The 22,944-nt window shown below is 64.2% G+C and carries 22 protein-coding genes; 16 read left to right on the forward strand and 6 right to left on the reverse strand.

Annotation, left to right across the window (positions count from 1 at the left end):
• Positions 1 to 1,537: ATP-dependent helicase HrpB (gene hrpB / locus AC4FWB_RS27240; protein WP_491029328.1), on the reverse strand; the 1,537-nt coding region annotated here is incomplete at its 3' end.
• 434 nt (positions 1,538 to 1,971) lie between these two features.
• Between hrpB and AC4FWB_RS27245 the strand changes: the two genes are divergently transcribed.
• From AC4FWB_RS27245 to AC4FWB_RS27310, 14 genes are all read left to right on the forward strand, one after another.
• Positions 1,972 to 3,303: an ABC transporter substrate-binding protein gene (locus tag AC4FWB_RS27245; RefSeq protein ID WP_491029329.1), complete on the forward strand. Its 1,332-nt coding sequence runs from the start codon at positions 1,972 to 1,974 to the stop codon at positions 3,301 to 3,303.
• Positions 3,304 to 3,424: 121 nt separating this feature from the next.
• Positions 3,425 to 4,372, forward strand: a complete 948-nt coding sequence (locus tag AC4FWB_RS27250) for a carbohydrate ABC transporter permease (protein ID WP_491029330.1) — start codon at positions 3,425 to 3,427, stop codon at positions 4,370 to 4,372.
• Positions 4,369 to 5,319: a carbohydrate ABC transporter permease gene (locus AC4FWB_RS27255; RefSeq protein ID WP_067324280.1), complete on the forward strand. Its 951-nt coding sequence runs from the start codon at positions 4,369 to 4,371 to the stop codon at positions 5,317 to 5,319. The genes AC4FWB_RS27250 and AC4FWB_RS27255 overlap by 4 nt, the downstream gene beginning before the upstream one ends.
• Before the next feature lie 292 nt (positions 5,320 to 5,611).
• A complete protein-coding gene (locus tag AC4FWB_RS27260) occupies positions 5,612 to 5,815 on the forward strand; it encodes a hypothetical protein (protein WP_491029331.1) in 204 nt (67 codons plus the stop codon).
• A gap of 2 nt (positions 5,816 to 5,817) precedes the next feature.
• Entirely contained in the window at positions 5,818 to 6,918 is a 1,101-nt protein-coding gene (locus tag AC4FWB_RS27265) for an ABC transporter ATP-binding protein (protein ID WP_491029332.1), read from the forward strand.
• Positions 6,911 to 7,924: an ABC transporter ATP-binding protein gene (locus AC4FWB_RS27270; RefSeq protein ID WP_491029333.1), complete on the forward strand. Its 1,014-nt coding sequence runs from the start codon at positions 6,911 to 6,913 to the stop codon at positions 7,922 to 7,924. The genes AC4FWB_RS27265 and AC4FWB_RS27270 overlap by 8 nt, the downstream gene beginning before the upstream one ends.
• Positions 7,925 to 8,005: 81 nt before the next feature.
• A complete protein-coding gene (locus AC4FWB_RS27275; protein ID WP_491029334.1) occupies positions 8,006 to 9,646 on the forward strand; it encodes a dihydroxyacetone kinase subunit DhaK in 1,641 nt (546 codons plus the stop codon).
• A gap of 10 nt (positions 9,647 to 9,656) precedes the next feature.
• Positions 9,657 to 10,256, forward strand: a complete 600-nt coding sequence (dhaL, locus tag AC4FWB_RS27280; RefSeq protein WP_491029335.1) for a dihydroxyacetone kinase subunit DhaL — start codon at positions 9,657 to 9,659, stop codon at positions 10,254 to 10,256.
• On the forward strand, positions 10,256 to 10,645 hold the full coding sequence (gene dhaM, locus AC4FWB_RS27285; RefSeq protein ID WP_149905703.1) for a dihydroxyacetone kinase phosphoryl donor subunit DhaM: 390 nt from the start codon (positions 10,256 to 10,258) through the stop codon (positions 10,643 to 10,645). The genes dhaL and dhaM overlap by 1 nt, the downstream gene beginning before the upstream one ends.
• A gap of 19 nt (positions 10,646 to 10,664) precedes the next feature.
• A complete protein-coding gene (locus AC4FWB_RS27290; RefSeq protein WP_491029336.1) occupies positions 10,665 to 10,967 on the forward strand; it encodes an HPr family phosphocarrier protein in 303 nt (100 codons plus the stop codon).
• Between the two features lie 41 nt (positions 10,968 to 11,008).
• Positions 11,009 to 12,583 (forward strand): phosphoenolpyruvate--protein phosphotransferase, encoded by a 1,575-nt coding sequence (gene ptsP, locus AC4FWB_RS27295; protein WP_491029337.1) that lies wholly within the window; start codon positions 11,009 to 11,011, stop codon positions 12,581 to 12,583.
• A gap of 2 nt (positions 12,584 to 12,585) precedes the next feature.
• Positions 12,586 to 13,017, forward strand: coding sequence for a hypothetical protein (locus tag AC4FWB_RS27300; protein ID WP_491029338.1), 432 nt, complete (start codon positions 12,586 to 12,588; stop codon positions 13,015 to 13,017).
• A 24-nt stretch (positions 13,018 to 13,041) separates the two neighbouring features.
• Positions 13,042 to 14,028, forward strand: a complete 987-nt coding sequence (gene dhaK, locus AC4FWB_RS27305; RefSeq protein ID WP_491029339.1) for a dihydroxyacetone kinase subunit DhaK — start codon at positions 13,042 to 13,044, stop codon at positions 14,026 to 14,028.
• A gap of 275 nt (positions 14,029 to 14,303) precedes the next feature.
• Positions 14,304 to 15,323, forward strand: coding sequence for a nucleotidyltransferase family protein (locus AC4FWB_RS27310; RefSeq protein WP_491029340.1), 1,020 nt, complete (start codon positions 14,304 to 14,306; stop codon positions 15,321 to 15,323).
• Between the two features lie 44 nt (positions 15,324 to 15,367).
• Here the strand turns inward: AC4FWB_RS27310 and AC4FWB_RS27315 are convergent, their stop codons facing one another.
• Genes AC4FWB_RS27315 through AC4FWB_RS27325 form a run of 3 tightly spaced genes read right to left on the reverse strand, consistent with a single transcriptional unit; the run spans position 15,368 to position 17,078 of the window.
• Positions 15,368 to 16,360 (reverse strand): serine kinase, encoded by a 993-nt coding sequence (locus AC4FWB_RS27315; protein ID WP_491029341.1) that lies wholly within the window; start codon positions 16,358 to 16,360, stop codon positions 15,368 to 15,370.
• Complete coding sequence (locus AC4FWB_RS27320; RefSeq protein WP_491029342.1) at positions 16,357 to 16,791, reverse strand: lasso peptide biosynthesis B2 protein; 435 nt, start codon at positions 16,789 to 16,791, stop codon at positions 16,357 to 16,359. Before AC4FWB_RS27320 ends, AC4FWB_RS27315 begins: the two co-directional genes overlap by 4 nt.
• Positions 16,791 to 17,078: a PqqD family protein gene (locus tag AC4FWB_RS27325; RefSeq protein ID WP_491029343.1), complete on the reverse strand. Its 288-nt coding sequence runs from the start codon at positions 17,076 to 17,078 to the stop codon at positions 16,791 to 16,793. Before AC4FWB_RS27325 ends, AC4FWB_RS27320 begins: the two co-directional genes overlap by 1 nt.
• Positions 17,079 to 17,756: 678 nt before the next feature.
• Between AC4FWB_RS27325 and AC4FWB_RS27330 the strand changes: the two genes are divergently transcribed.
• On the forward strand, positions 17,757 to 19,664 hold the full coding sequence (locus tag AC4FWB_RS27330) for a propionyl-CoA synthetase (RefSeq protein ID WP_491029344.1): 1,908 nt from the start codon (positions 17,757 to 17,759) through the stop codon (positions 19,662 to 19,664).
• A 39-nt stretch (positions 19,665 to 19,703) separates the two neighbouring features.
• Here the strand turns inward: AC4FWB_RS27330 and AC4FWB_RS27335 are convergent, their stop codons facing one another.
• Complete coding sequence (locus AC4FWB_RS27335) at positions 19,704 to 21,290, reverse strand: ABC transporter substrate-binding protein (protein WP_491029345.1); 1,587 nt, start codon at positions 21,288 to 21,290, stop codon at positions 19,704 to 19,706.
• A gap of 40 nt (positions 21,291 to 21,330) precedes the next feature.
• The gene (locus tag AC4FWB_RS27340) at positions 21,331 to 21,798 is read right to left on the reverse strand and encodes an L-2-amino-thiazoline-4-carboxylic acid hydrolase (RefSeq protein ID WP_491029397.1); all 468 of its coding nucleotides are present in this window, start codon (positions 21,796 to 21,798) and stop codon (positions 21,331 to 21,333) included.
• A 121-nt stretch (positions 21,799 to 21,919) separates the two neighbouring features.
• On the opposite strand from AC4FWB_RS27340, the gene AC4FWB_RS27345 reads away from it, so the two are divergent.
• A complete protein-coding gene (locus tag AC4FWB_RS27345) occupies positions 21,920 to 22,816 on the forward strand; it encodes a LysR substrate-binding domain-containing protein (protein ID WP_491029346.1) in 897 nt (298 codons plus the stop codon).
• Positions 22,817 to 22,944 lie beyond the last annotated feature (128 nt).

A 22,944-nucleotide genomic window follows, 5' to 3' on the forward strand; every position in this document is an offset into this window, starting at 1 on the left:
ACGTTGGCGTGCCCGACGCGCCCCCTCCCCGATCCGCTTTGCGGATCGACCCTCCCCTCAAGGGGGAGGGTGAGGCGAGGCGCTCGGCTAGCTGCCGGGCGGCATTGGCGCGCGGCGATCTTTCCCCACGAAAACGCATCAGCCGCCGCTCGAGGTCGGCGCTGTCGCCGCCCAGCCCGCGCTCGGTGAGCAGCACGGCAAGCGTCGCCGCTTCGAGCGCTTGCCCGGTCTTCGCCGCCTCCGCCACCATATGCGCGAGCCGCACCGGCAGCGCCAGCTTGCGCATCGCAGCACCCGCCTCGGTCAGACGGCCGGCATCATCGATGGCGTGCAGCGCCTTGAGCAGCACCCGCGCCTCGTTGAGCGCGGGCGCCGGCGGCGGATCGAGGAAGGCCAGGCTCGTCGGATCGGCGACGCCGAAAGCGGCGCAGTCGAGCAGCAGGCCGGAAAGGTCGGCCTCGAGGATTTCCGGCGGCGTGAAAGCGGGAAGCGCTGCCGTCTGCTCGGCGCGCCACAGCCGGACCGCGACGCCGGGTTGCGTGCGCCCGGCGCGGCCGGCGCGCTGGTCGGCGGAGGCCTTGCTGACGCGCACTGTCTCCAGCCGGGTCAGGCCGCTCGCCGGCTCGTAGCGCGGCAGCCGCGACAGGCCGGAATCGATGACGACGCGCACGCCGTCGATGGTGATCGAGGTTTCCGCGATCGACGTCGCCAGCACCACCTTGCGACGGCCGGAGGGCGCCGGCTTGATCGCGGCGTCCTGTGTCCTGTTGTCGAGCTGACCGTAGAGCGGGACAACGTCGGTATCGGCGCCGACATTGCCCACAAGCCGTTCGGCCGTGCGCTCGATCTCGCGCTGGCCAGGCAGGAAAGCGAGCACGCTGCCCTGCTCGGTAGCTAAAGCCGAGCGGATCGCCTTGGCCATGGCGTCCTCGACTGCCACGCCGGCTGGCCGCTCGTCATGGCGGATGTCGACCGGATAGGCGCGGCCTTCGCTTTCGATCACCGGCGCGCCGGACAACAATTTCGCAACGCGCGCGCCGTCGAGCGTCGCCGACATGACCAGCAGGCGCAGGTCGGGCCTGAGCGCGCCTTGCACGTCGAGCGCCAGCGCGAGGCCGAAATCGCCGTCGAGCGAACGCTCATGGAATTCGTCGAAGATCACGGCCGAAACACCGGGCAGTTCCGGATCGTCGAGGATCATGCGGGACAAAACGCCTTCGGTGACGACAAGGATTTTTGTCCGCGCCGAGGTGCGGTTTTCCATGCGCATGGCGTAGCCGACGGTGCCGCCCGGCTCCTCGCCGAGCAGCTCGGCCATGCGGCGGGCGGCGGCGCGGGCGGCGAGCCGGCGCGGCTCGAGCAGCACGATCCGGCCCGCGCCCAGCCATGGCGCGTCGAGCAGCGCCAGAGGCACCAGCGTGGTCTTGCCGGCGCCGGGCGGCGCCACCAGCACGGCGCCGTTGCCACGGCCAAGCGCCTCGCCGAGCGCCGGCAGCGCGGCGGTGATCGGGAGTTCCGGTAGAAATCCTGTCTTCATGGCGTCCGCATATCAGCGGCCGTGCACGACGCGCAATCTATCGCGGTCGAAGCCCGGTGCATGTGAGGAGTTCAAAGCGTCGACGCCGAGCACGTAGAACGAATTCCGGACCGGCCAAAGCAACGGCGCGCCAGGCTGCCGGGTGGTGGGCACCAAGACCACCCAGCAAGCCGGCTGACGAACGACCGGCCGGATCGGCCGGCGGCTATTTCCCAATGATTTCAAGCACCGGTTTCGCCATGCTGCGGCGCAGCAACGAATTCGCTTGCGTTGTTTAGTAAAAAGAGCATCACTAAACAAATTACTAAACATCGGCGGCGCATCGCGCGTCATGGCGACGCATAGCGCGCCTTGTTCAGGCCCTCGGAGGAGCGAGGGTTGAGGGGCTTTTGAAACCGTCATCCGGACGCGTTTCGCAAAATGGGAGGTAAGGCATGAAATCGACCTGGAAACTGGCGTTGGGACTGGCCTCGGCGATCACCGCGTCGACAGCCGTCTCGAACGTCGCGCATGCGGAAGACCTGACGCTTTGCTGGGCGGCCTGGGATCCGGCCAACGCGCTCGTGGAACTGTCCAAGGATTTCACCAAGGAAACCGGCATCGGCATGAAATTCGAGTTCGTGCCGTGGACCAACTATGCCGACCGCTTCCTCAACGAGCTCAACTCGCACGGCAAGCTCTGCGACCTGATCATCGGCGACAGCCAGTGGATCGGCGGCGCCGCCGAGAACGGCCATTACGTCAAGCTGAACGACTTCTTCGACAAGGAGAAGATCAGCATGGACGACTTCGTGCCGGCGACGGTCGTCGGCTATTCGGAATGGCCGAAGAACACGCCGAACTACTGGGCGCTGCCGGCGATGGGCGACGTCGTCGGCTGGACCTATCGCAAGGACTGGTTCTCGCGGCCGGAGCTGCAAAAGGAATTCAAGGAGAAGTATGGCTGGGACCTCGCCCCGCCGACCACCTTCGACCAGCTGAAGCAGATCGCCGAGTTCTTCCAGAAGCGGCAGATCGACGGCAAGACCGTCTATGGCGCGTCGATCTACACCGAGCGCGGCTCGGAAGGCATCACCATGGGCGCCATGGACGTGCTCTACAGCTATGGCTTCCAGTACGAGAACCCGAAGAAGCCCTACGAGATGGAAGGCTTCGTCAATTCCGAGAAGTCGGTGAAAGGGCTGGAATTCTACAAGGCGCTCTATGACTGCTGCACGCCGCCCGGTGCCTCCAACAGCTACATGGGCGAAGGCGTCGACGCCTTCAAATCCGGACAGGTGGCGATGCATATGAACTTCGCCTTCACCTGGCCCGGCCTGCAGAAGGACGAGAATGTCGGCGGCGACAGAATAGGCTATTTCGTCAATCCGAAGGGTCCCGACGGCGACCAGTTCGCCCAGCTCGGCGGCCAGGGCATTTCGGTAGTCTCCTATTCCGACAAGCAGGAATCGGCGCTGAAATACATCAAGTGGTTCGCCAACAAGGACGTGCAGGCCAAGTGGTGGTCGTTGGGCGGCTATTCCTGCCTGAATTCCGTGGTCAAGGACCCGAAATTCCCGTCCAGCCAGCCCTACGCGCAGGCCTTCCTCGACTCGATGGCCATCGTGAAGGACTTCTGGGCGGAGCCAAGCTACGCGCCGCTGCTGCAGGCCTCGCAGAAGCGCTTCCATGACTATGTCGTCGCCGGGCAGGGTTCAGCCAAGGACGCGCTCGACGGCCTCGTCAAGGACTGGACCCAGGTCTTCCAGGACGACGGCAAGATGTAGTCGGGGCAGATGTAGGCTCCTCCCGAGCCAGACCGACGCGTCCCGTGCCGCCCTTGGCACGGGACGCAGTTCAGATAAATTCAATCGCCGAGACTTACCAGTGACCGATGCAGGACTAACCATGCTCGATCGGACTGCGGACAACGTTGCCCGGGCCACGCCGGAGCCGTTGGCCAGGAAGATCCGGGGCATCAGCGACAAGGGCCTCGCCTGGCTGTTCATCTCGCCGACGATCCTGTTGCTTTTGGCCATCAACATCTTCCCGCTGTTCTGGGCGATCTATCTCTCCTTCACCAATTACCGCGCCAATCGCCCCAACGAGGTGGTGAAGAATCTGGGGCTCTCCAACTACCGACGCATCCTGGGCGACCAGGACATCTGGATCGCCATGCAGACGACGGCGCATTTCGTGTTCTGGACCATCCTGCTGCAGACGGTGATCGGCTTCACGCTCGCCTGGCTGATCGACCGCAAATTCCGCGGCCACGCCTTCTGGACGACGATCATCCTGGTGCCGATGATGCTGTCGCCCGCGGTGGTCGGCAATTTCTGGCGCTTCCTCTACGAGCCGCAGATCGGGCTGTTCGCCTATGCGGTCTCCTTCCTCACAGGCATCCCGCCGACGAATGTGCAGATGCTGTCCAATGTCGAGCTGGCGCCGTGGGCGATCATCATCGTCGACACCTGGATGTGGACGCCTTACGTGATGCTGATCTGCCTCGCCGGCCTGCGCTCCATCCCCGAATACATCTATGAGGCGGCCGAGGTCGACCGCGCCTCCAATTGGCGGCAGTTCTGGTCGATCACACTGCCGATGGCGCTGCCCTTCATCATGCTGGCGGTGCTGTTCCGCGGCATCGAGAACTTCAAGATGTTCGACATGGTCAATTTGTTGACCGGCGGCGGGCCGGGCTCGACGACAGAGGTCGCCTCGATCACGCTGAAGCGGCAAGCCTTCGAAAGCTGGCGCACCGGCTATTCCTCGGCCTTCGCCATCATCCTGTTCGTCGCGGTGTTCGGCCTCGCCAACATCTACGTCAAGGCGCTCAACAAGGTGAAGCAGAGATGAGCCTGACCACCGCCCATTCCGTCGTCGCACCGTCGACGAACTCGAAGCGGATCGCCGGCGTGCTCGTCGTCGGCTACGCGCTGATCTCGATCGTGCCGCTGTTGTGGATCTTTGCCACCAGCTTCAAGACGCCGCCGGATTCGATCGCCTATCCGCCGAAGATCGTCTTCCAGCCGAGCATCGAAGGCTATTGCAACCTGTTCACCACCCGCACCAGGCAGACGCCGGAATATATCAACGCGCTCGGACCGGCGACCGGCTTCTGCGATGAGACGGTGCGCAAGCGTAACATGGTGATCGCCGGGCCGTCGAACTTCCTGCCGCGCTTCGTCAACTCGCTGATCATCGCCTTCGGCTCGACCTTCTGCGCGGTGTTCCTCGGCACGCTTTCGGCCTATGGCTTCTCGCGCTTCAAGGTGCCTTTGGCCGACGACCTTTTGTTCTTCATCCTGTCGACGCGCATGATGCCGCCGATCGCGGTGGCGATCCCGATCTACCTTATGTACCGCGAGCTCGGCCTCTCCGACACCGCGCTCGGCATGATCCTGCTCTACACCGCGGTCAACGTCTCGCTGGCGGTGTGGCTGCTCAAGGGCTTCATCGACGAGATTCCGCGCGAATACGAGGAAGCGGCGATGATCGACGGCTATACGCGGCTGCAGGCCTTCTGGCGCACCGTGCTGCCGCAGGCGACGACCGGCATTGCCGCGACCGCCATCTTCTGCCTGATCTTCGCCTGGAACGAATACGCGTTCGCCGCCCTGCTCACGTCAGGCACGGCGCAGACCGCGCCGCCCTTCATCCCGACCATCATCGGCGAAGGCGGCCAGGACTGGCCGGCGGTGGCTGCCGGCACGACGATCTTCCTGGTGCCGATCCTGGTCTTCACCATCCTGCTCCGCAAGCAGCTCTTGCGCGGCATCACCTTCGGCGCGGTGCGCAAATGACTAGACGGTATCGATACATTTGCGAACGCTTAGCGTTTGGCGAAAGCGTGCATGGCAAGCCGGCGCATGCATGGTCTCGCGCCGCGCCGGATCGACCCCCACTCCGTCGAGCTTCGCTCGACACCTCTCCCCCGATCGACGGGGGAGAGGAAGGGCGCGAACTTCATTCAGCCAGGCTCCCTTCCTCTCCCTCCGGAGGGGGGAGAGGTGGCGCTGCGAAGCAGCGACGGAGTGGGGGAACCACCTGGCAACCATTTCTCCCCGTAAATGGGGAGAAGGACGGGAGGAACGCATGAGCCGCACTGTTGTCTCCAAGCGCTCCTCTTGGCCCCGTTGGGCAAGGCGCGGCCTGATGGAAAACATCGCCACCGCGATCATCGCCATCGGCTTCCTGATGCTGTTCCAGCCCTTCGCGCTGTCGCTCTACAGCTATTCCTTCGTCACCATGCTCGCCGGCACGGCCATGTTCATCATCGTCTCGAAATTCCCGGAATAGCCATGGCCGAGATCCGCGTTCAGAACCTGAGGAAGGCCTTCGGCGAATTCGTCGCCGTGCAGGATTCCAATTTCGTCGTCGAGGACGGCGAATTCTTCGTCATGCTCGGGCCGTCCGGCTGCGGCAAGACAACGACGCTAAGGATGATAGCCGGCCTCGAGCTGCCGACCGGCGGCAAGATCCTGCTCGGCGGCGAGGACGTCACCATGCGCCGGGCGCGGGAGCGCGACATCGCCTTCGTCTTCCAGCTCTTCGCGCTCTACCCGCACATGAATGTGCGCAGGAACATCGGCTTCCCGCTCTTGGCGCAAGGCATGGCGTCGGCGGAGATCCGCGCGCGGGTCGAAGAGACGGCGAAGCTGCTCCGCATCGACCATCTGCTCGACAAATCCGTCTCCGGCCTCGCCGGCGGCGACCGCCAGCGCGTCGCGCTCGGCCGCGCCATCGTGCGGCGGCCGAAATGTTTCCTCATGGACGAGCCGCTCGGAACCCTCGACACCGAATTCCGCGATTTGATGGTCCATGAGCTGCGCGAGCTGCACAACCGTATCCACGCCACCACCGTCTACGTCACGCATGACCAGATGGAAGCCATGTCGATGGCCGATAAGATCGCGGTGATGAACCACGGCGTGATCGAGCAGTTCGGCACACCGCGCGAGATCTACGACCGGCCGGCGACGATGTTCGTCGCCGATTTCATCGGCTCGCCGCCGATGAATTTCCTGCGCTTCGGCGGCGGGCTCGCCAGGGGCGCCAAGGAAATCGTCGTGCAGGGCGCCAAGGTGGCGGTGCCGGAAGTGCGCGAGGACGTGGCGCCCGCCGATATGGCGCTGGGCATCCGGCCCGAGCACATCCGCTTCGATGACGCCTCGAAGCTGCGCGGCGCGATCTACGGCACCGAATATCTCGGCACCACGCAGATCGTCGCGGTCGAGACGGCCGACGGCATCATCAAGGCCCGCGTGCCGGCCGGCATCCACCTGAATCCTGGCGAACAGGTCGGGCTGGCATTGAGCAGCGCGCGGCTGTCGCTGTTCGAGAAGGGCACTGGACGCGCGGTCAGGACCGCCATGCATGATCAGGAGGCGCGCCATGGCTGACGTCCACGTGCAGGGTGTGACCAAGAGCTTTGGCGACACCGTCGCGGTCAGCAATCTCGACCTGCAGATCAAGGACGGCGAGTTCGTCGTGCTGCTCGGCCCGACCGGCGCCGGCAAGACGACGACGCTCAGGCTGATCGCCGGGCTGGAGCGGCCGGACAGCGGCACGATCCACATCGGCGGCCATGACGCGACGGCGCTGTCGCCGGCCGAGCGCGACACTGCCTTCGTCTTCCAGCAATATTCGCTCTATCCGCATCTTTCAGTCTTCGACAACCTCGCCTTCCCACTGCGCTCGCCGGCACGGCGCTTCCCGCAAGAAGCGATCCGCCGCCGCGTCGAAGAGGTGGCGCGGATGGTGCGCATCGACCACAAGCTCAACAACCGCTCGACCAGGCTGTCGGGCGGCGAGATGCAACGTGTCGCCATCGGCCGCGCTTTGGTGCGGAAACCCGCGATCTACCTGATGGACGAGCCGCTGTCGTCGCTCGACGCCAAGCTGCGCGCCGATCTCAGGCTGGAGCTGAAGCGCATCCAATCCGAGCTCGGGGCCACCATGCTCTATGTCACGCACGACCAGATCGAGGCGATGACCATGGCCGACCGTATCGGCATCCTGGCCGATGGCGTGCTGGTGCAGATCGGCACGCCGCGCGCCATCTATTCTGAGCCGGCAAACCTTCATGTCGCGGCCCGCCTCGGCCAGCCGGCGATCAACCTTTTGCCGGCCGGGCTGCTACCCGACGGCGGCGCGCCGACCGGCACGAAGACGATCGGCGCGCGCACCGAGCATCTCGCGATCGAGAAGGCGGCGAACGGCCATGCCGATGGCGTCGTCGACTGGGTCGAGCATCTCGGCGACCAGAACCATCTGCATGTGACGGTCGGGGCAAAGAAGCTGGTGACACTCACGGACCCCGACACGCCGCTCGAAAAGGGGGACAAGGTGACGATCCGCTACCGCTCGCCGCTTTATTTCGGTTCGGACGGGCAAAGACTGAGGTAGTGGGGATTGATGTAGCCGGCTCGCATTGTTGCGTACGCCACATTCCGATTGACGACCGCATATACGGACTGGACGAAATCCATGAAGCACTTTTTCAACCGCAAAGAGACGATCGTCACCGAAGCGCTGGACGGCTTTCTCGCGACCGCAGGCTCCGGCACTCTGGCGCGGCTCGACGGCCATCCCGAGGTCAAGGTCGTGCTGCGCGCCGACTGGGACAAGACGAAGGTCGCCGTCGTGTCCGGTGGCGGCGCCGGGCACGAGCCCTCGCATGCCGGCTTCGTCGGCGCCGGCATGCTGACGGCCGCCGTCTCTGGCGAAATCTTCGCTTCGCCGAGCGTCGACGCGGTTTCGCAGGCGATCCGCGCGACGACGGGTCCCGCCGGCTGCCTGCTGATCGTCAAGAACTATACCGGCGACCGCCTCAATTTCGGGCTGGCCGCAGAAAAAGCGCGCGCCGAAGGTTTTGCGGTTGAGATGGTGATCGTCGCCGACGACATCGCGCTGCCCGACATCGCCCAGCCGCGCGGTGTCGCCGGCACGCTGTTCGTGCACAAGATCGCCGGGCATCTCTCCGAGACCGGGCATGACCTGTCGTCGGTCGCGGCAGCGGCGCGCGCGGCGGCGAAGGACATCGTTTCGCTCGGCATCTCGCTCTCCTCCTGCTCGATCCCTGGACAGGCGCATGAGAACCGCTTCGGCGCCGACGATGGCGAGCTCGGCCTCGGCATCCATGGCGAACCGGGCGTCGAGCGCATCGCGCTGCAGAGCGCCGGCGAGCTGGTGGCCATCATGGCCGAACGCCTCGCCGCGCGGCTCGATCCGCGCAGCCGCTATGCCTTGCTGATCAACAATCTCGGATCGGTGCCGCCGCTTGAAATGTCGCTCATTGCCAACGCTGTGCTATCCTCGCCGCTGGCCAAGGCAGTGACGATGACGATGGGTCCGGGGCATCTGATGACCGCGCTCAACATGAACGGTTTCTCGCTGTCGCTGATCAAGCTGGACGCGGAGCGCGAGGCGGCGCTCAAGGCGCCGGTCGGCCCGCATGCCTGGCTGCCGGCGAAGCCGGTTCGCCAACCGGTCGTGGTGGCAGCGGCCAAACCGGCAAGCCGCAATGCCGCCGGAGCGGCCAGCCGCGACGCCAGCACCGAGCGGCTGATCACCGCCGTCTGCGAGAAGCTGATCTCGCTCGAAGAGGCATTGAACGGCCTCGACGCCAAGGCCGGCGACGGCGACACCGGCTCGACGGTGGCGACGGGCGCGCGCAGCGTGCTCGACCGCATCGACACACTGCCGCTTGCCGACAAGGCCGCAACGCTCGCCGCGATCGGCGATACGCTGGGTACCTCGATGGGCGGTTCCAGCGGCGTGCTGCTGTCGATCTTCTTCACGGCAGCGGCGCAGTCGCTCAACGGCGGCGCACTTCTTAGCAAGGCGCTGCTGGCAGGGCTTGACCGCATGACCTTCTACGGTGGCGCCAAGGTCGGCGACCGCACCATGGTCGATGCGCTGGAGCCGGCGCTCAAGGCGCTCGATGCGAACGGGCTGGAGGCAGCGGCCAAGGCCGCGCGGCATGGTGCAGAGTCTACCGCCGCGATGCAGAAGGCGAAGGCCGGCCGCTCCGCCTATATCGGCCGGCAGCTTGACATAGCGGATCCAGGCGCCTTTGCAGTGGCGGAAGCGTTCGCGGCCGTGGCGGCCATGTTCGCCCCGGCTTGAAGGACAGAGAATGGCCGCATCCGATTTCTCACACCTGATCGCGGCGGCGGCGGATACGATCGCGGCGCATGCCGATGAGCTGACCGCGCTCGATCAGGCGATCGGCGACGGCGACCATGGGCTGAACATGAAGCGCGGTTTCGAGGCGGTGCGCGCCGAAGCAGGGGCAATCGCCACAAAACCGCTGCCGGACGCGCTGAAGGCGGTTGGCACCAAGCTGGTGATGACGGTGGGCGGGGCCTCCGGTCCGCTGTTCGGGACGCTGTTCATGGCGCTCGGCAAGGAATTGCCGTCGGCACCCGACCGCGCCGCACTGACCACGGCTCTTGGCAAGGCGGTCGAGGCGGTTTCGGCGCGCGGCAAATCGCAGCCCGGACAAAAAACCATGCTCGACGTGCTGCAACCGGTGTATGAGGCGCTGGCGCAAGGCAAGACGGGCACGGAGATTGCCGCCGTCGCCGACAAGGCAGCGGACGCTACCGTGCCGATGAAGGCCCTGCGCGGGCGCGCCTCCTTCCTGGGAGAGCGCTCGATCGGGCACATGGACGCCGGGGCGCGCTCGACCGCGCTCTTGGTGCGCGCAGTCGCTGAAGCGATCGAGGGTTCTTGATGAGCAATGTCGGCATCGTCATCGTATCGCATTCGCCGCTGGTCGCCGAAGGCACGGCCGACATGGTGCGCCAGATGGTGGGCGACGAGGTGCCGCTCGCATGGTGCGGCGGAAACGGCCACGGCGGGCTCGGCACCAGCGTCGAGGCGATCATGGGCGCGATCGACAAGGCCTGGTCGGAAGCGGGTGTCGCCATCCTGGTCGACCTTGGCGGCGCCGAGACCAACAGCGAGATGGCGGTCGAGATGATCGGCGAGCCGCGCGCGCACAAGATTATCGTCTGCAACGCGCCGATCGTCGAAGGGGCGGTGATGGCGGCGACGGAAGCCTCCGGCGGCGCCTCGCTCAAGGAAGTGGTGGCGACGGCGCATGAATTGTCGCCGTCGTGAATGAACGGGAACCGACTGCATGTCCGCATCCGCCGAAGCCACGGTTCTGATCACCCACGAAGTGGGCCTGCATGCGCGCCCTTCGGTGAAGTTCACCAAGCTCGCCAAGACGTTCGCGGCCGAGGTGGAAGTGGCGGTCGCCGCCAACGGCCCCTGGTTCGACGCCAAGAGCATCGTCAAGGTGATGGCGGCCAAGGCGCCGAAGGGGACGTTGCTGCACATAAGGGCGCGAGGTGACGGCGCCGAGCAAGCGGTCGGCGCGCTGGTCGACCTGGTGCGGCGCGACTTCGACGAGGACAGGGACCATGCCCGGTCCGCTTGAGACGGGTCTGCATGTCCCCGGACCCGCAAGGAATGCGGGCCATGCGGATTGAAGGTATTCCAGCCTCCGCTGGCTATGCCGAAGGCCCACTGTTCAACCTCGACCGGCCGCCGGCCGTCTATAGAGGCAAGGCAAGCACGGCCGAGGAAAAAGCAGCGCTGACCGCGGCGATCGGCAAGGCGGTGAGCCGGCTGACGTCGCTTGCCGAAACCGCCGACGCCGACGCTGCCGGCATACTCGAATTCCACATCGCCATGCTGGAAGACGACGCGCTGAGCGGTCCGGCCTTCGTGTCGATCGGGTCCGGAGAGCCGGCCGATCTTGCCTGGCGGCAGACGCTGGACGCCGAAGTCGCCGGCTACGAGTCGTCCGACCAGGACTATTTCCGCGCGCGCGCCGCCGATTTGCGCGACATTCGCGACCAGGTGCTGCGGGCGCTGAGCGAGGACAATGAGGCCTCCGCACCCCTAGGCGCCATCCTCCATGGCACGGACATCGCGCCGACGCGCTTCCTCGAAACCGACTGGAGCAGAGGCGGCGGCATTGCGCTGAAAGGCGGCAGTTCCGCCAGCCATGTCGCCATGCTGGCGCGCTCGCGCGGCGTGCCAATGGTGGTGGGGCTTGGTGCCTTGGCGGATCAGCCCACCGGAATCGCGCTGCTCGACGCCGAGCATGGCGCCATCGTGCTTTCGCCCTCGCCGGTGGAGATCGAGGCCTTCCGGCAGTCGTCCTCCTCCTTCGCAGCGCGCCAGGGCAAGGCGCAGATTTTTCTGACCCGGCCGGCGGTGACCAAGGCCGGCACGCCCGTGCGGGTGCAGGTGAACATTGCTAACCCTTCCGATGTCGACGGCATCGACATTGCGAGCTGCGACGGTGTCGGCCTGATGCGGACGGAATTCCTGTTCGGCAAGTCACTGCCGGACGAGGAAACGCAGTACCAAGCCTATCGCAAGGTGCTGGAATGGGCGGGCGACAAGCCGGTTACCATTCGCACGGTCGACGCGGGCGGCGACAAGCCGGTGCCCGGATTCACCGTCGAAGAAACCAATCCCTTCCTCGGCTTGCGCGGCATCAGGCTGTCGCTGGCGCGGCGCGACATTTTCCGGGTGCAGATCCGGGCATTGCTGCGCGCCGCGGTACACGGCAATCTGAAGGTGATGTTTCCGATGATCGCCACCGCCGAAGAGTACAGCCAGGCCGCCGTGCTGTTCGCCGAAGAGCAGACGGCGCTTGCCGCGCGCGGTGTTGCGCACAAGCTGCCGCCGCTCGGCATCATGGTCGAGGTGCCGTCCGCGGCAATCGCGCCGGAGGCCTTCGCCGACGTCGCCTTCTTCTCGATCGGCTCCAACGACCTGACCCAATATGTGATGGCGGCCGCTCGTGACAACGCTGCCGTCGGGCATCTCAATTCGGTCCGTCACCCGCCCGTCCTGCGATTGATCGCTTCGGTCGCCGCCTTTGGACGGGAGAAAGGGATTCCGGTCAGCCTTTGCGGCGATGCCGGCGGCGATCCAGCCGCCATCCCGGCGCTGCTCGAGGCCGGCCTGCGCGACCTTTCGGTCGCGCCAGCGCAGCTCGCCATGGCCAAGGCGGCCATAGCGGACGTTTCGGTATAAGCATGGCCAAGGCAGCCAAGATACAAGAAGCCGGCTCGGAAGACGCGATCCGCGCCTACAAGACGATCCTGTCGCAGGTCATCGACCAGCGGCCATCGGGCATGCGCCAGCGCCTCGCCGATGCGCTCGGCAAGCATCGCAGCTTCGTCACGCAGATCTCAAGTCCGGCCTATTCGATCCCGATTCCGTCGAAGCATTTGCCGTCGATCTTTTCGGTCTGCCATTTCAGCCCGGCCGAGCGCGACCAATTCCTGGTCGCCTATCATCAGGCGCATCCCGGCAAGCTGCCGGCGGCTTCGGGTCCGCGCAAGACGCGCCACGTCTCGCTCATCGTTCCGGATTTCGGCGATGACAAGCAGAACGCCGCGCTCGACCGGGCGATCAACGAATTCATCCAGAAGATCACCAGCATCGCCGGCAAGGGCAGCGGCTAAGCAGGACTGTTCGGGAGGACTGCCATGAAAAAATTTCTCAATTCGGTAGACACAGTGCTCACCGAGAGCCTTGACGGCTTCGTCGCTGCGCATTCGGACATTCTTGTGCTGGGAGACGAGCACAAATTCATCCGTCGCAAGGAGCTCAAGCCGGGCAAGGTGGCGCTGATCTCGGGCGGCGGCTCCGGCCACGAGCCATTGCATGGCGGGCTGGTCGGCCACGGCATGCTGGACGCCGCCTGCCCCGGCCAGGTCTTCACCTCGCCGACGCCGGACCAGATGCTGGCGGCGGTACAGGCCGTCGACACCGGCGCCGGCTGCCTGTTCATCGTCAAGAACTACGAAGGCGATGTGATGAATTTCGACATGGCCGCCGAAATGTCCGACGGCGTGCTGCAGGTGGTGACCAATGACGACGTCGCGGTCGAGAATTCGTCCTACACGACCGGACGGCGCGGCGTCGCCGGCACGCTGGTGGTGGAAAAGATCCTCGGCGCCGCCGCCGAGCAAGGCATGACCTTGCCTGAGCTCAAGGCGCTTGGCGATCGCGTCAACGGCGCGACGCGCTCGATGGGCGTGGCGCTGACCAGCTGCACGGTGCCAGCGGCGGGCAGGCCGACTTTCGAGATCGGCGACAATGAGATGGAGTTCGGCGTCGGCATCCATGGCGAGCCCGGCCGGAGGCGCGATGCGCTGAGGAGCGCCGACGGCATCGCCGAGGAGATCTGCGCGGCGATCCTCGGCGATCTTGGCGGACGTGCAAAGGGGCCGGCGCTGCTGTTCGTCAATGGCTTCGGCGGCACGCCGTCGATGGAGCTTTATTTGATGTACAACAGCGCACGCAAAATCTTCGAGAGGAGCGGTGTGAGGGTAACCCGCTCTCTGGTCGGCTCTTATGTGACGTCGCTCGACATGGCTGGATGCTCGATCACGCTGACCATGCTCGACGATGAAATGACGGCGCTGTGGGACGCGCCGGTGCACACAGCGGCGCTGCGCTGGGGAATGTAGCGGCTTCAGCCAGACCGAAGCCGCGTAATGTTAAATCGCCTTTGACGGCGCACCGGCCACGACGCTGGAAAGCTTCCCAGCCTTGCGCAGAACAGGCGCCTCGTACTTCTTCCTGGTCATTTCATCACCCTCCGAATCCAGGTCAAGAATGAAGGAAAGCCCCTCGCAAAGTCAATTCGCGGCCGGTTCCGCCGGCTTACGCCGCTTTCCACGATGCTTTTTCTGCAGACATATTCGCAGTATTGTCTGTTAGTGCCCACGCTTCGACCGGGTTCATGCTGCCATCCCTTTCGCCTGCCGATGAAAAGCTGTTGCTATCCTTTGCCGACCCCCAGGCTCAGGTAACCGGACCGCTGTCGGCCGAGCCCCTTATGGCGCTTCTTGCCAATGCCGAGTTCCACGGCGTGCTGCCGATCATGTTGCGCAAGCTTCGGGAAATCGGCGACGCCAACCTGCCGGAAGATGCCGCCTTGCGGCAGAGGCTCTCCGAGCTGCGCGACCAGGCGACGATCGCGACCGGGCAATCGATGCTGCTGCAATATCACGGCGACCGCATCATGAAGGCGTTGGCGGCGAAGGGCATCCCGGCCCGCATCGTCAAGGGTCCGGTCTTCGCGCGCAAGCTCTATCGTCATGCCGCCGACCGGCCGTTCACCGACATCGACATACTGGTCGATCCCGCCAGCATCGGCGAGGCCAACAAGGTGATCGCGGAATGCGGCTTCGAGCTGGCCAGCGGCGAGGCCGAGTCGCACGAGTTGCAGGAGTTCAAATGGCTGGAGAAGGACAATTCCAGCCTGCTGATCGAGCTGCACGGCAATCTGGTGCACGACACCGGCATGCGGCGGCGGCTGTCTCTCGGCTTTCGTGAGCTGCAGGTCATCGACGGCGGCGAGACCGATACGCCGGCGTCGCTGCTCACCATCGCCATCGTTCATGCCGCCGGCGGCCACAAATTCCACCGGCTGCAGCTCTGTGTCGACGTGCTGCAGGGCGTGCGCGCGCTGCAGTCGCCGGAGGCGGAAGCGCGGCTGCTCGAGGCCGCGCGCATGACCGGCATCGAGCTCGAGCTGGCGACCGTTCTCAACGTGACCGGGCGCCTGTTCGACGAACCGCACGCGGTCGAGCTCGCCAGCCGCATCAAGCCCGATCTATCAATACGGCTCGCCAAGTGGCTGATCACCGGCAACATGCTGCTTAGGGTCAATTCCCGGGACAAGATGCGCTCGCGCCTCAGCCGCGATGCCTTCCGCTGGGTTCAGAGGTTGGCCCGGCCGAGGCCCTATCCCGCCTGAGAGCCCGCTCTGCGGAGTCGTTCGATGGGATTGAAGATATCTGTCTAGGCCTGATCAAGCACCGCGGCGCGGATCAGCGCCGCTGCATCCGCCGGGCTTGAGCCGACCTCCAGGGTAAAGGTTGGGACCGCCTTCACCAGCGCCGCGATCGTTGCCATGCGCCGTTTCTGCATCGGCAGCAAGCCGGTCATGCCGGTCCTGACGTTGTCGGTGGCAAGCGCAACCATCGCATCGGTCCTCGCCATGGGCATGAGCCGGGTCTGGCCGCCGGCCGAGCGCGCGAGATGCAGAAGCGCCGCGACTGGTCTGGAACGAGCGTCCTCGATGCGGATGATCTCGCCGAGACGGTCCAGCGAGACCGCCTGCTCGCCCTCGGCGTCCCAGGTGTCGCCAAGGCAGGGAGAGAGAAATGGCAGCATCGTCGCGGTGTTGCGATGGATCTTCACCTTGCGCGGCATGCCCCAGGCTGCGGTGCCGCCTGGCGTCGTGCTGAGGATCATCACATCGTCCGAGCAAAGGCCAAAGCCTTGCGATGCCAACGCCATTGACGTCGTCGACTTACCGGTGCCGCTCGGCGCGTGGATCAGCACGAGCGCTTCGCGGTCAGGCAGCGTCAGGCCAGCGGTATGGAGCATGTGCTGCCCGCCGGCATCGAGCGCGGCATCCAGCACCATCATTAGCAGCGTCCATTTGACCTTGCTGTCTGGATGCACACGGATTTCGGCCCAGCCTTCGTCAGCATGGACCGAGGCCAACTGCAGGCCGGGGAAGATCAGATGGACGATGTCGCCGCCGTCGATCAGCCGGCAATGGCCATCCAGCGGCACCTCGCCATCGAAGGCGAGCTTCCCTCCGGGCTTTTCGGACAGCGCCGGCGTTTCGAGGATATTGATGCGAAAGCCGGGTTGGACGAGTTCGCTGACACGCAAGGCGCCCAGCATCAGGTCGAAGCTTGGCCAGAGCTCGTCGCGCACCGCCGATATGCTGATGACCTGACCGTTGAGGTCATAGCAGAAGGTGGTTGCCGCACCGGTCAAGCGGCGCGCGCCTTCGCCGCATCCGCATGGTGGCGATAGATCTCAACCATGCCGGGCAGGCTGTCGCTGACCACCGGCTTGCCATCCAGGCAAACCCAGCAATGCGCCGACAGGCGCGGCGCATGCATCGATTTCGAATCGACGCCGAAGCGCAGTTCAGGGTCGAAGCCGGCCATGCGCAGGAAGCGGAAGCCGAGCAGCCCTTCCCGCAGGCATCTGCGGTCGCGCATCAGCCACGGATGGCGGACCGTGCGGTTGACGCGGGTGACGATGTAGGACGACGTCAGGCCCTGATAGGGCGTAGGCACGTTGAGCGGCGCCCATTTCAGCACCGTCTCGAAGTCGCGCCGGCCGATCAGCACCGGCATCAGCCGGGCGCTAAGCCACAAATGGGCTCGGAACAGGGCGCGCAGGAACGGTCCGTCGGCCATCACGCGCCCGGGTCGGCGAGGATGCCTTCCGCCACCAGTTCGGTGGCCAGCGCCGTCATGTCCTCGCCGAGCGTCGCCTTGTCGACCTCGAATTCGTTCGACAGCAGATCGACGATCTGATCGAGATTGCGGGCGCCGTCGACCTTGTCGAGGAACGCTTCGGTGGTGCCGTTGCAGGTATAGAGCTGGCCGCTGCGCGCCAGCAACACGACGGCGCCGTCGCCGACATGCTGCACGGAGGCGTCGTCCGCCATTCGGAGAACCGTTTCAGAGGCGATTTCGACCATGCGCCCGCTCCAGATCAGCTGCCGGAGGAATTAGCGCGGCGCTGCCGCGCTGTCCATTGTCCGGCAATACCGGCCATGAGGATCGGCTCGGTTTCACGCCAAGCCACACAGCACGGCCTGCCCCGATCGCCGAAGCGGGCCTTTGCCGTGACATCGGATGCTGGTTAGTCAGTGCCTCCGCGAGAAACCGCAACCGCCGCCACATGCGACAGCTTCTCGCGCTTGGTCAGCACAGGCTTTTCGTAGGTTTTCTTCACAGGCATCCCCCTTGGAGTAATCAACAGCCGCAAATGACAAGCAGTATCGCTGGCTGTCAAGCCGGCGAAGCGGATTCGGCCGGAGTGTTGCCTTCCTTCCGCATGGTAAGCTAAGAGTCCGCCGGGCTTTGGGGAGTGGACAAGTATGCGTTACAATTGGGATCGGGCTCCGACGGCTTTCGAGCGCCATCGGAAGGCATTTGCGGCCGCCCTTCTGATTGCCGGCGGTGTCGGGCTGATGCTGGCGGCATTGCCACTCTAAAGCCCGACTTCTTGTCTCGGACGGACAGTACGGCGCTCAGGCGGAAGCGCCGCCAGATGACCTTTGCCAGCGACGTCGACCAAAATGCAGGAAGACATGGCCGCAAGATGCGGCTTAGTTTATTGCAAGACGGCAAACCGTTCCTGGGGAGGAAGCTTGATGGCGTCACGCTACCACGAGATCTATGAGGGCTGGAAACGCGACCCCGTAGGGTTCTGGGCCGAGGCGGCCAAGGAGATCGACTGGTATTCGCCGGCCGAAAGCGTCTTCGATCCGACGGCCGGCGTCTATGGCCACTGGTTCCTTGGCGCCACCTGCAACACCTGCTTCAACGCCATCGACCGCCATGTCGCCGGCGGGCGCGCCGACCAGCTGGCGCTGATCCATGACAGCGCGATCACCGGCACGGTCCGCAAATTCACCTATGCGGAGCTGAAACGCGAGGTGGTCGCGTTGGCCTCGGTGCTGAGGCATCGCGGCATTACCAAGGGCGACCGCGTCATCATCTACATGCCGATGGTGGCGGAGGCGGCCATTGCCATGCTCGCCTGTTCCCGCATCGGCGCCGTGCATTCGGTGGTGTTCGGCGGCTTCGCCTCGCACGAACTCGCCACCCGCATCGACGACGCCAAGCCGAAGCTGATCATCACCGCATCCTGCGGCCTCGAGCCCGGCCGCGTGGTCGCCTACAAGCCGCTGCTCGACAAGGCGATCGAGATGTCGAGGCACAAGCCTGTCGCCTGCTTGATCCTGCAGCGCGAGCAATTACGCTGCGAGATGAAGGACAATTACGATTTCGATTATGCGGATGCGGTTGCCCGCGAGCGGGCAGCGGGCGCCAATGTCGACTGCGTGCCGGTTCACGCCACTGATCCGCTCTACATCATCTATACCTCCGGCACGACCGGGCAGCCCAAGGGCATCGTGCGCGACAATGGCGGTCATATGGTCGCCTTGAAATGGACGATGGACAATGAGTTCGGCGTCAAGCCTGGCGAAGTGTTCTGGGCGGCTTCCGATGTCGGCTGGGTGGTCGGCCATTCCTACATCGTCTACGGGCCGCTGCTGCACGGTTGCACCAGCGTGCTCTTCGAAGGCAAGCCGATCGGCACGCCCGACGCCGGAACCTACTGGCGGGTCATCTCGGAGCATGGCGTGGTGGCGCTGTTCACGGCGCCGACCGCCTTCCGCGCCATCAAGGGGCAGGACCCCAGGGGCGAGTTCGTGCAGAAATACGACCTGTCGAAATTCCGCACGCTGTTCCTCGCGGGCGAGCGCGCCGACCCGGAAACCATCAAATGGGCGGAGCAGAAGCTCAACCGTCCGGTGATCGACCACTGGTGGCAAACCGAGACCGGCTCGCCGATGACGATCAACCCGGCGGGCTTAGGCCTTTTGCCGGTGAAATACGGCTCGCCCGGCGTGCCGATGCCGGGCTACGACATTCGCATTCTCGACGATGCCGGCCATGAGATGCCGCGCGGCACGCTCGGCAATGTCGTGGTCAAGTTGCCACTGCCGGCGGGCTGCCTGCCGACGCTCTGGAATGCCGACGCCCGCTTCCGGCAGGCTTACCTCGAGGAATTCCCCGGTTTCTACAAGACGGCCGACGCCGGCATGATGGACGAGGACGGCTATCTCTATGTCATGGCCCGCACCGACGACATCATCAACGTCGCCGGGCACCGGCTGTCGACGGGCGCCATGGAAGAGGTGCTGGCCGCGCACCCGGACGTTGCCGAATGCGCGGTGATCGGCATCGCCGATGCGATGAAAGGCCAGGTGCCACTCGGCTTCGTCGTGCTCAATGCCGGCGTTTCGCGCGACACCGGGGCCATCGAAAGCGAAGTGGTGGGGCTGGTGCGCGAGCGGATCGGCCCGGTCGCCGCCTTCAAGACGGTGGTGACGATCAAGCGGCTGCCGAAGACGCGCTCTGGCAAGATCCTGCGCGGCACGATGCAAAAGATCGCCGACCAGGAGGAATGGACCATGCCGGCGACCATCGACGATCCGGCGATCCTCGACGAGATCACGGCGACGCTGAAGGGACGCGGCATCGGGGTGTAGACCGGCTCGGAAAGAACTCCGTTCCCCGCGACAGGCCGATTAACCAGCCATCCAGCATTTGATCAACGCCTGGCCTCCCATAAGTTCTCCGTTCGGATTGTCGATCCACCCTCCAATCCTTTGGCTGGTGGCGTCGATGAAGTCCCCGAACATCGGAATGATGGCACCGCCATTGTCTCGCAGGATCATGGTCGCGTCGTGATACATTTCCTTTCGTGTCGAAGGGTTGGTTTCACCTCGCGCGCCAAGTATGAGGCGGTCGAAATCTTCGCGGAAAAAGTGCGTGTCGTTCCACTCCGCCGTCGATAGATAGGAGAGCGAGTAAACCTGATCCTGCGTCGGTCGACCAAAAATGAAGGTCATGCAAAAGGGCTGCTTGTTCCATACGTTCGACCAGTAGCCATCGCCGGGTTCGCGCTTGACGTCTATTGTGATTCCGGCCTTTGAGGCGCTCTGCTGATAAAGTTGGGCCGCATCGACGGCGCCAGGAAACGCGACGTCCGACGTACGAAGCGTGATGGCATCGTTGTGCCCCGATTTTTTGTAGTGGAATGCTGCTTTGTCGGGATCGTACACGCGTTGCTCGATCTCGCCCGAGAATAGCGGATAGGCCGCATTCACGGGCGTATCATTGCCGACCATGCCGTAACCGCCGAGGATAGTCTTGACGAACGCCTCGCGGTCAACGGCGTATTTCAGCGCCAGGCGCAGATCGTTGTTATCGAAGGGCGCGCTGTTGCAGTGGGCCACCATGTAGTAATGCCCACGCCCCGACACGTTCCGGACCACGATCCCTTTCGACCGCTGAAGGAGGGGAACGATCTTTGGGCCCACCCCGTTGATCATGTCGACTTGGCCCGATTGGAGCGCCGATACGCGAGCGCTGGCGTCATTGACAACGAGGATTTCGACCTGATCCGCGTGGCCCCTCGCGTCCGGCGACCAGTAGTCCTTGTAACGCTCGCCGACGTAGCGGATACCCGGCTCATTTCCGGCAACCTTATAAGGTCCTGTCCCGATGCCGGCATTTGGATCGTCGCGACCGCCGTTGGGCTGAATCATCAAGTGGAAGTCGGTCAGGAGATAGGGTAGATCGACGTTCGCTTCCTTGAGCGTGATGACGACATTGTCGCCGTCCGCCTCAATCGATTCGAAGCTGCTGACCAGCGACAGGGCGGCCGACTTCGACTTCGCGTCGGAGTGCCGACCATACGTTTCGACGACATCCTTCGGTGTCAGCGTCTTTCCGTTGTGAAAGGTCACGCCCTTGCGGATACGGAATGCCCATCTCTTGGCCTTGTCGGACTGGTCATAGTCCTCGGCAAGCCTTGGTTCGATCTTCCCGTCCGGAGACATTTCCAGAAGTTGCTCGGCCCAGCAGCGACCGAAAGTCAGCGGCACCTGGCTGGCGAACAGCGCGGGATCGAGGGTGTCGGTTGAAGCACCGCCCACCAATGCCGCCTTGAGACGGCCTCCCTTGGGTGGGGCAGAGGCGAAGGCGGAACCCGCCATAGCGCTTGCCGCAGCCGAGCCGATGCCGAGCGCAGCGGCTTCGCGCAGAAAACTCCTGCGCGAAAGATTTCCACTGAGATAGGAAGCCGCAACGCGTCCAAACCTATCGGGCATTTCGTTCCCCTCCGCGAATTTCGATGTGTTTCAAGTGGCGTTACTTGACGTTTCTGATCCTGAGATTGCAGCAGCCCGTGTCTCCGGATTTCCAAAGGTCGATCGACACGTTGAAGCCGGCGGCTTCCAGCGTGCCGTAGTCGGCCTCGGCCGCGATTTCACAGAACATCTCGACGTCACCGTCCGACAGGCCGGCCTCGATCCACCGCTGCTTCAATGGGCAGGCTTCGAACTGGACATCGAATCCGTCGTCATCCAGGCGATCGACACGTGGCTGGAATTGCTTGCCGCCGTCCGGCTGCAACGCAAAGGCGGTTGGCAGGTCAGCGATGCTGCAGCCATTCAGCCCATGGCCCAGCCCCTCGCCCCAGTCGCGCACAGCCTCCTTCAGGACAGCGACGGCGCTTTCGCGCCCCAAGCGTTTCTCAACTGCCACGAAGAACGCCCGGTACAGATCGGCACGGGCCTTGCTCGCATCCTCCAGCGCTGCCTCCAGCCTGCTTTCCATGTCCACTCCTGCCGGGCTGTCATCTTTTGAGATGAGGTGTGTTTGACGTGGATGGAAGGCTACTGCACCGTTTTGCCGATGTGACTTGCAAAAATTCTCATTCCTTTGGCAAATTGTATTCATGCGAAATCTGCGCCGACTCATCCCTTCGGGAAATCTGCTCTACGTGTTCGACGCGGCCGCGCGGCATGAGAGTTTTGCCAAGGCCGCGGATGAGTTGAACGTCACGCCTGCCGCAGTCAGCCATTCGATACGACAATTGGAAGCCGGCCTCGGGGTCTCGCTGTTCGATCGAGGGCACCGGCAATTGCGCGTCACGGGAGCTGGCGCCAAACTGTTTCAGAGCATTGCTTCCGGCTTGGATCGCATCGAGCAGACCGTCGACGAAATCCACGCGGCCCATTCATCGAGCATCGTGAAGCTTTATGCCTCGATCACCGTGGCGACCTATTCGCTTCTGCCGCGCCTCGCCACCCTTCGAGATCACCAAGCCCAGATGGAATTGCGCCTATACAGTTCGGACCGAACACTGGACCTGCCCTCCGACGGATTATCAATTGCCGTAACAGGGGGAAGGCGCGACTGGCCTGGTTATGAGATGTCGCTCTTCGCAAAAGAGTTGATCTACCCGATCTGCAGCCCATCCTACCTGGCCCGGTGCGGGCCGATAGACGGCCTCGACGCCCTGGCCCGGCAAACCCTTCTGCATCTGGACGAAAGCCATCACGACGGGGTTACATGGCGCGATTTCTTGGACAATTTTGATATTGGACTTCATGAGAGTTCGCCGAGGCTCATGTACAACAACTACATTCTTGTGCTGCACGCGGCGATTGCCGGCGAAGGCGTGGCACTAGGTTGGCACCACGTTGTGAGCGACCTGGTCGAGCGCGGCGAGCTTGTTCGTCCGTTGCCGGTGGAATTCACTTCTGGCAGCGATTTCTATGTGGTCGCGCGCAAAGGAAGGAGACTTTCAGCAAGCGCCACGGCACTCCGCGATTGGCTTACCTCGCGGTAACGCGCCCTTTCACTTTCCCGGAATTGTCCCAGCTTCTTCCGCTTCGGTGGTGATGCTGGCGCGGGCGCGGATTCACAATTCCTCCCGCACTGCAATCGGCTGTTGTGCAATGCAGCAACAGACCCTAA

This window comes from Mesorhizobium sp. LEGMi-168a (assembly GCF_058312955.1).

What these genes read in the sequence shown, in the direction of transcription:
- ptsP (WP_491029337.1), top strand. Translation starts at nt 11,009, where the DNA reads ATGCGGATTGAAGGTATTCCAGCCTCCGCTGGCTATGCCGAAGGCCCA.
- AC4FWB_RS27335 (WP_491029345.1), bottom strand. Translation starts at nt 21,290, where the DNA reads ATGCCCGATAGGTTTGGACGCGTTGCGGCTTCCTATCTCAGTGGAAAT.
- AC4FWB_RS27290 (WP_491029336.1), top strand. Translation starts at nt 10,665, where the DNA reads ATGTCCGCATCCGCCGAAGCCACGGTTCTGATCACCCACGAAGTGGGC.
- dhaL (WP_491029335.1), top strand. Translation starts at nt 9,657, where the DNA reads ATGGCCGCATCCGATTTCTCACACCTGATCGCGGCGGCGGCGGATACG.
- AC4FWB_RS27330 (WP_491029344.1), top strand. Translation starts at nt 17,757, where the DNA reads ATGGCGTCACGCTACCACGAGATCTATGAGGGCTGGAAACGCGACCCC.
- AC4FWB_RS27345 (WP_491029346.1), top strand. Translation starts at nt 21,920, where the DNA reads ATGCGAAATCTGCGCCGACTCATCCCTTCGGGAAATCTGCTCTACGTG.
- AC4FWB_RS27270 (WP_491029333.1), top strand. Translation starts at nt 6,911, where the DNA reads ATGGCTGACGTCCACGTGCAGGGTGTGACCAAGAGCTTTGGCGACACC.
- AC4FWB_RS27245 (WP_491029329.1), top strand. Translation starts at nt 1,972, where the DNA reads ATGAAATCGACCTGGAAACTGGCGTTGGGACTGGCCTCGGCGATCACC.
- AC4FWB_RS27255 (WP_067324280.1), top strand. Translation starts at nt 4,369, where the DNA reads ATGAGCCTGACCACCGCCCATTCCGTCGTCGCACCGTCGACGAACTCG.
- AC4FWB_RS27250 (WP_491029330.1), top strand. Translation starts at nt 3,425, where the DNA reads ATGCTCGATCGGACTGCGGACAACGTTGCCCGGGCCACGCCGGAGCCG.
- AC4FWB_RS27320 (WP_491029342.1), bottom strand. Translation starts at nt 16,791, where the DNA reads ATGGCCGACGGACCGTTCCTGCGCGCCCTGTTCCGAGCCCATTTGTGG.
- dhaM (WP_149905703.1), top strand. Translation starts at nt 10,256, where the DNA reads ATGAGCAATGTCGGCATCGTCATCGTATCGCATTCGCCGCTGGTCGCC.
- AC4FWB_RS27275 (WP_491029334.1), top strand. Translation starts at nt 8,006, where the DNA reads ATGAAGCACTTTTTCAACCGCAAAGAGACGATCGTCACCGAAGCGCTG.
- AC4FWB_RS27310 (WP_491029340.1), top strand. Translation starts at nt 14,304, where the DNA reads ATGCTGCCATCCCTTTCGCCTGCCGATGAAAAGCTGTTGCTATCCTTT.
- AC4FWB_RS27325 (WP_491029343.1), bottom strand. Translation starts at nt 17,078, where the DNA reads ATGGTCGAAATCGCCTCTGAAACGGTTCTCCGAATGGCGGACGACGCC.
- dhaK (WP_491029339.1), top strand. Translation starts at nt 13,042, where the DNA reads ATGAAAAAATTTCTCAATTCGGTAGACACAGTGCTCACCGAGAGCCTT.
- AC4FWB_RS27260 (WP_491029331.1), top strand. Translation starts at nt 5,612, where the DNA reads ATGAGCCGCACTGTTGTCTCCAAGCGCTCCTCTTGGCCCCGTTGGGCA.
- AC4FWB_RS27340 (WP_491029397.1), bottom strand. Translation starts at nt 21,798, where the DNA reads ATGGAAAGCAGGCTGGAGGCAGCGCTGGAGGATGCGAGCAAGGCCCGT.
- AC4FWB_RS27300 (WP_491029338.1), top strand. Translation starts at nt 12,586, where the DNA reads ATGGCCAAGGCAGCCAAGATACAAGAAGCCGGCTCGGAAGACGCGATC.
- AC4FWB_RS27265 (WP_491029332.1), top strand. Translation starts at nt 5,818, where the DNA reads ATGGCCGAGATCCGCGTTCAGAACCTGAGGAAGGCCTTCGGCGAATTC.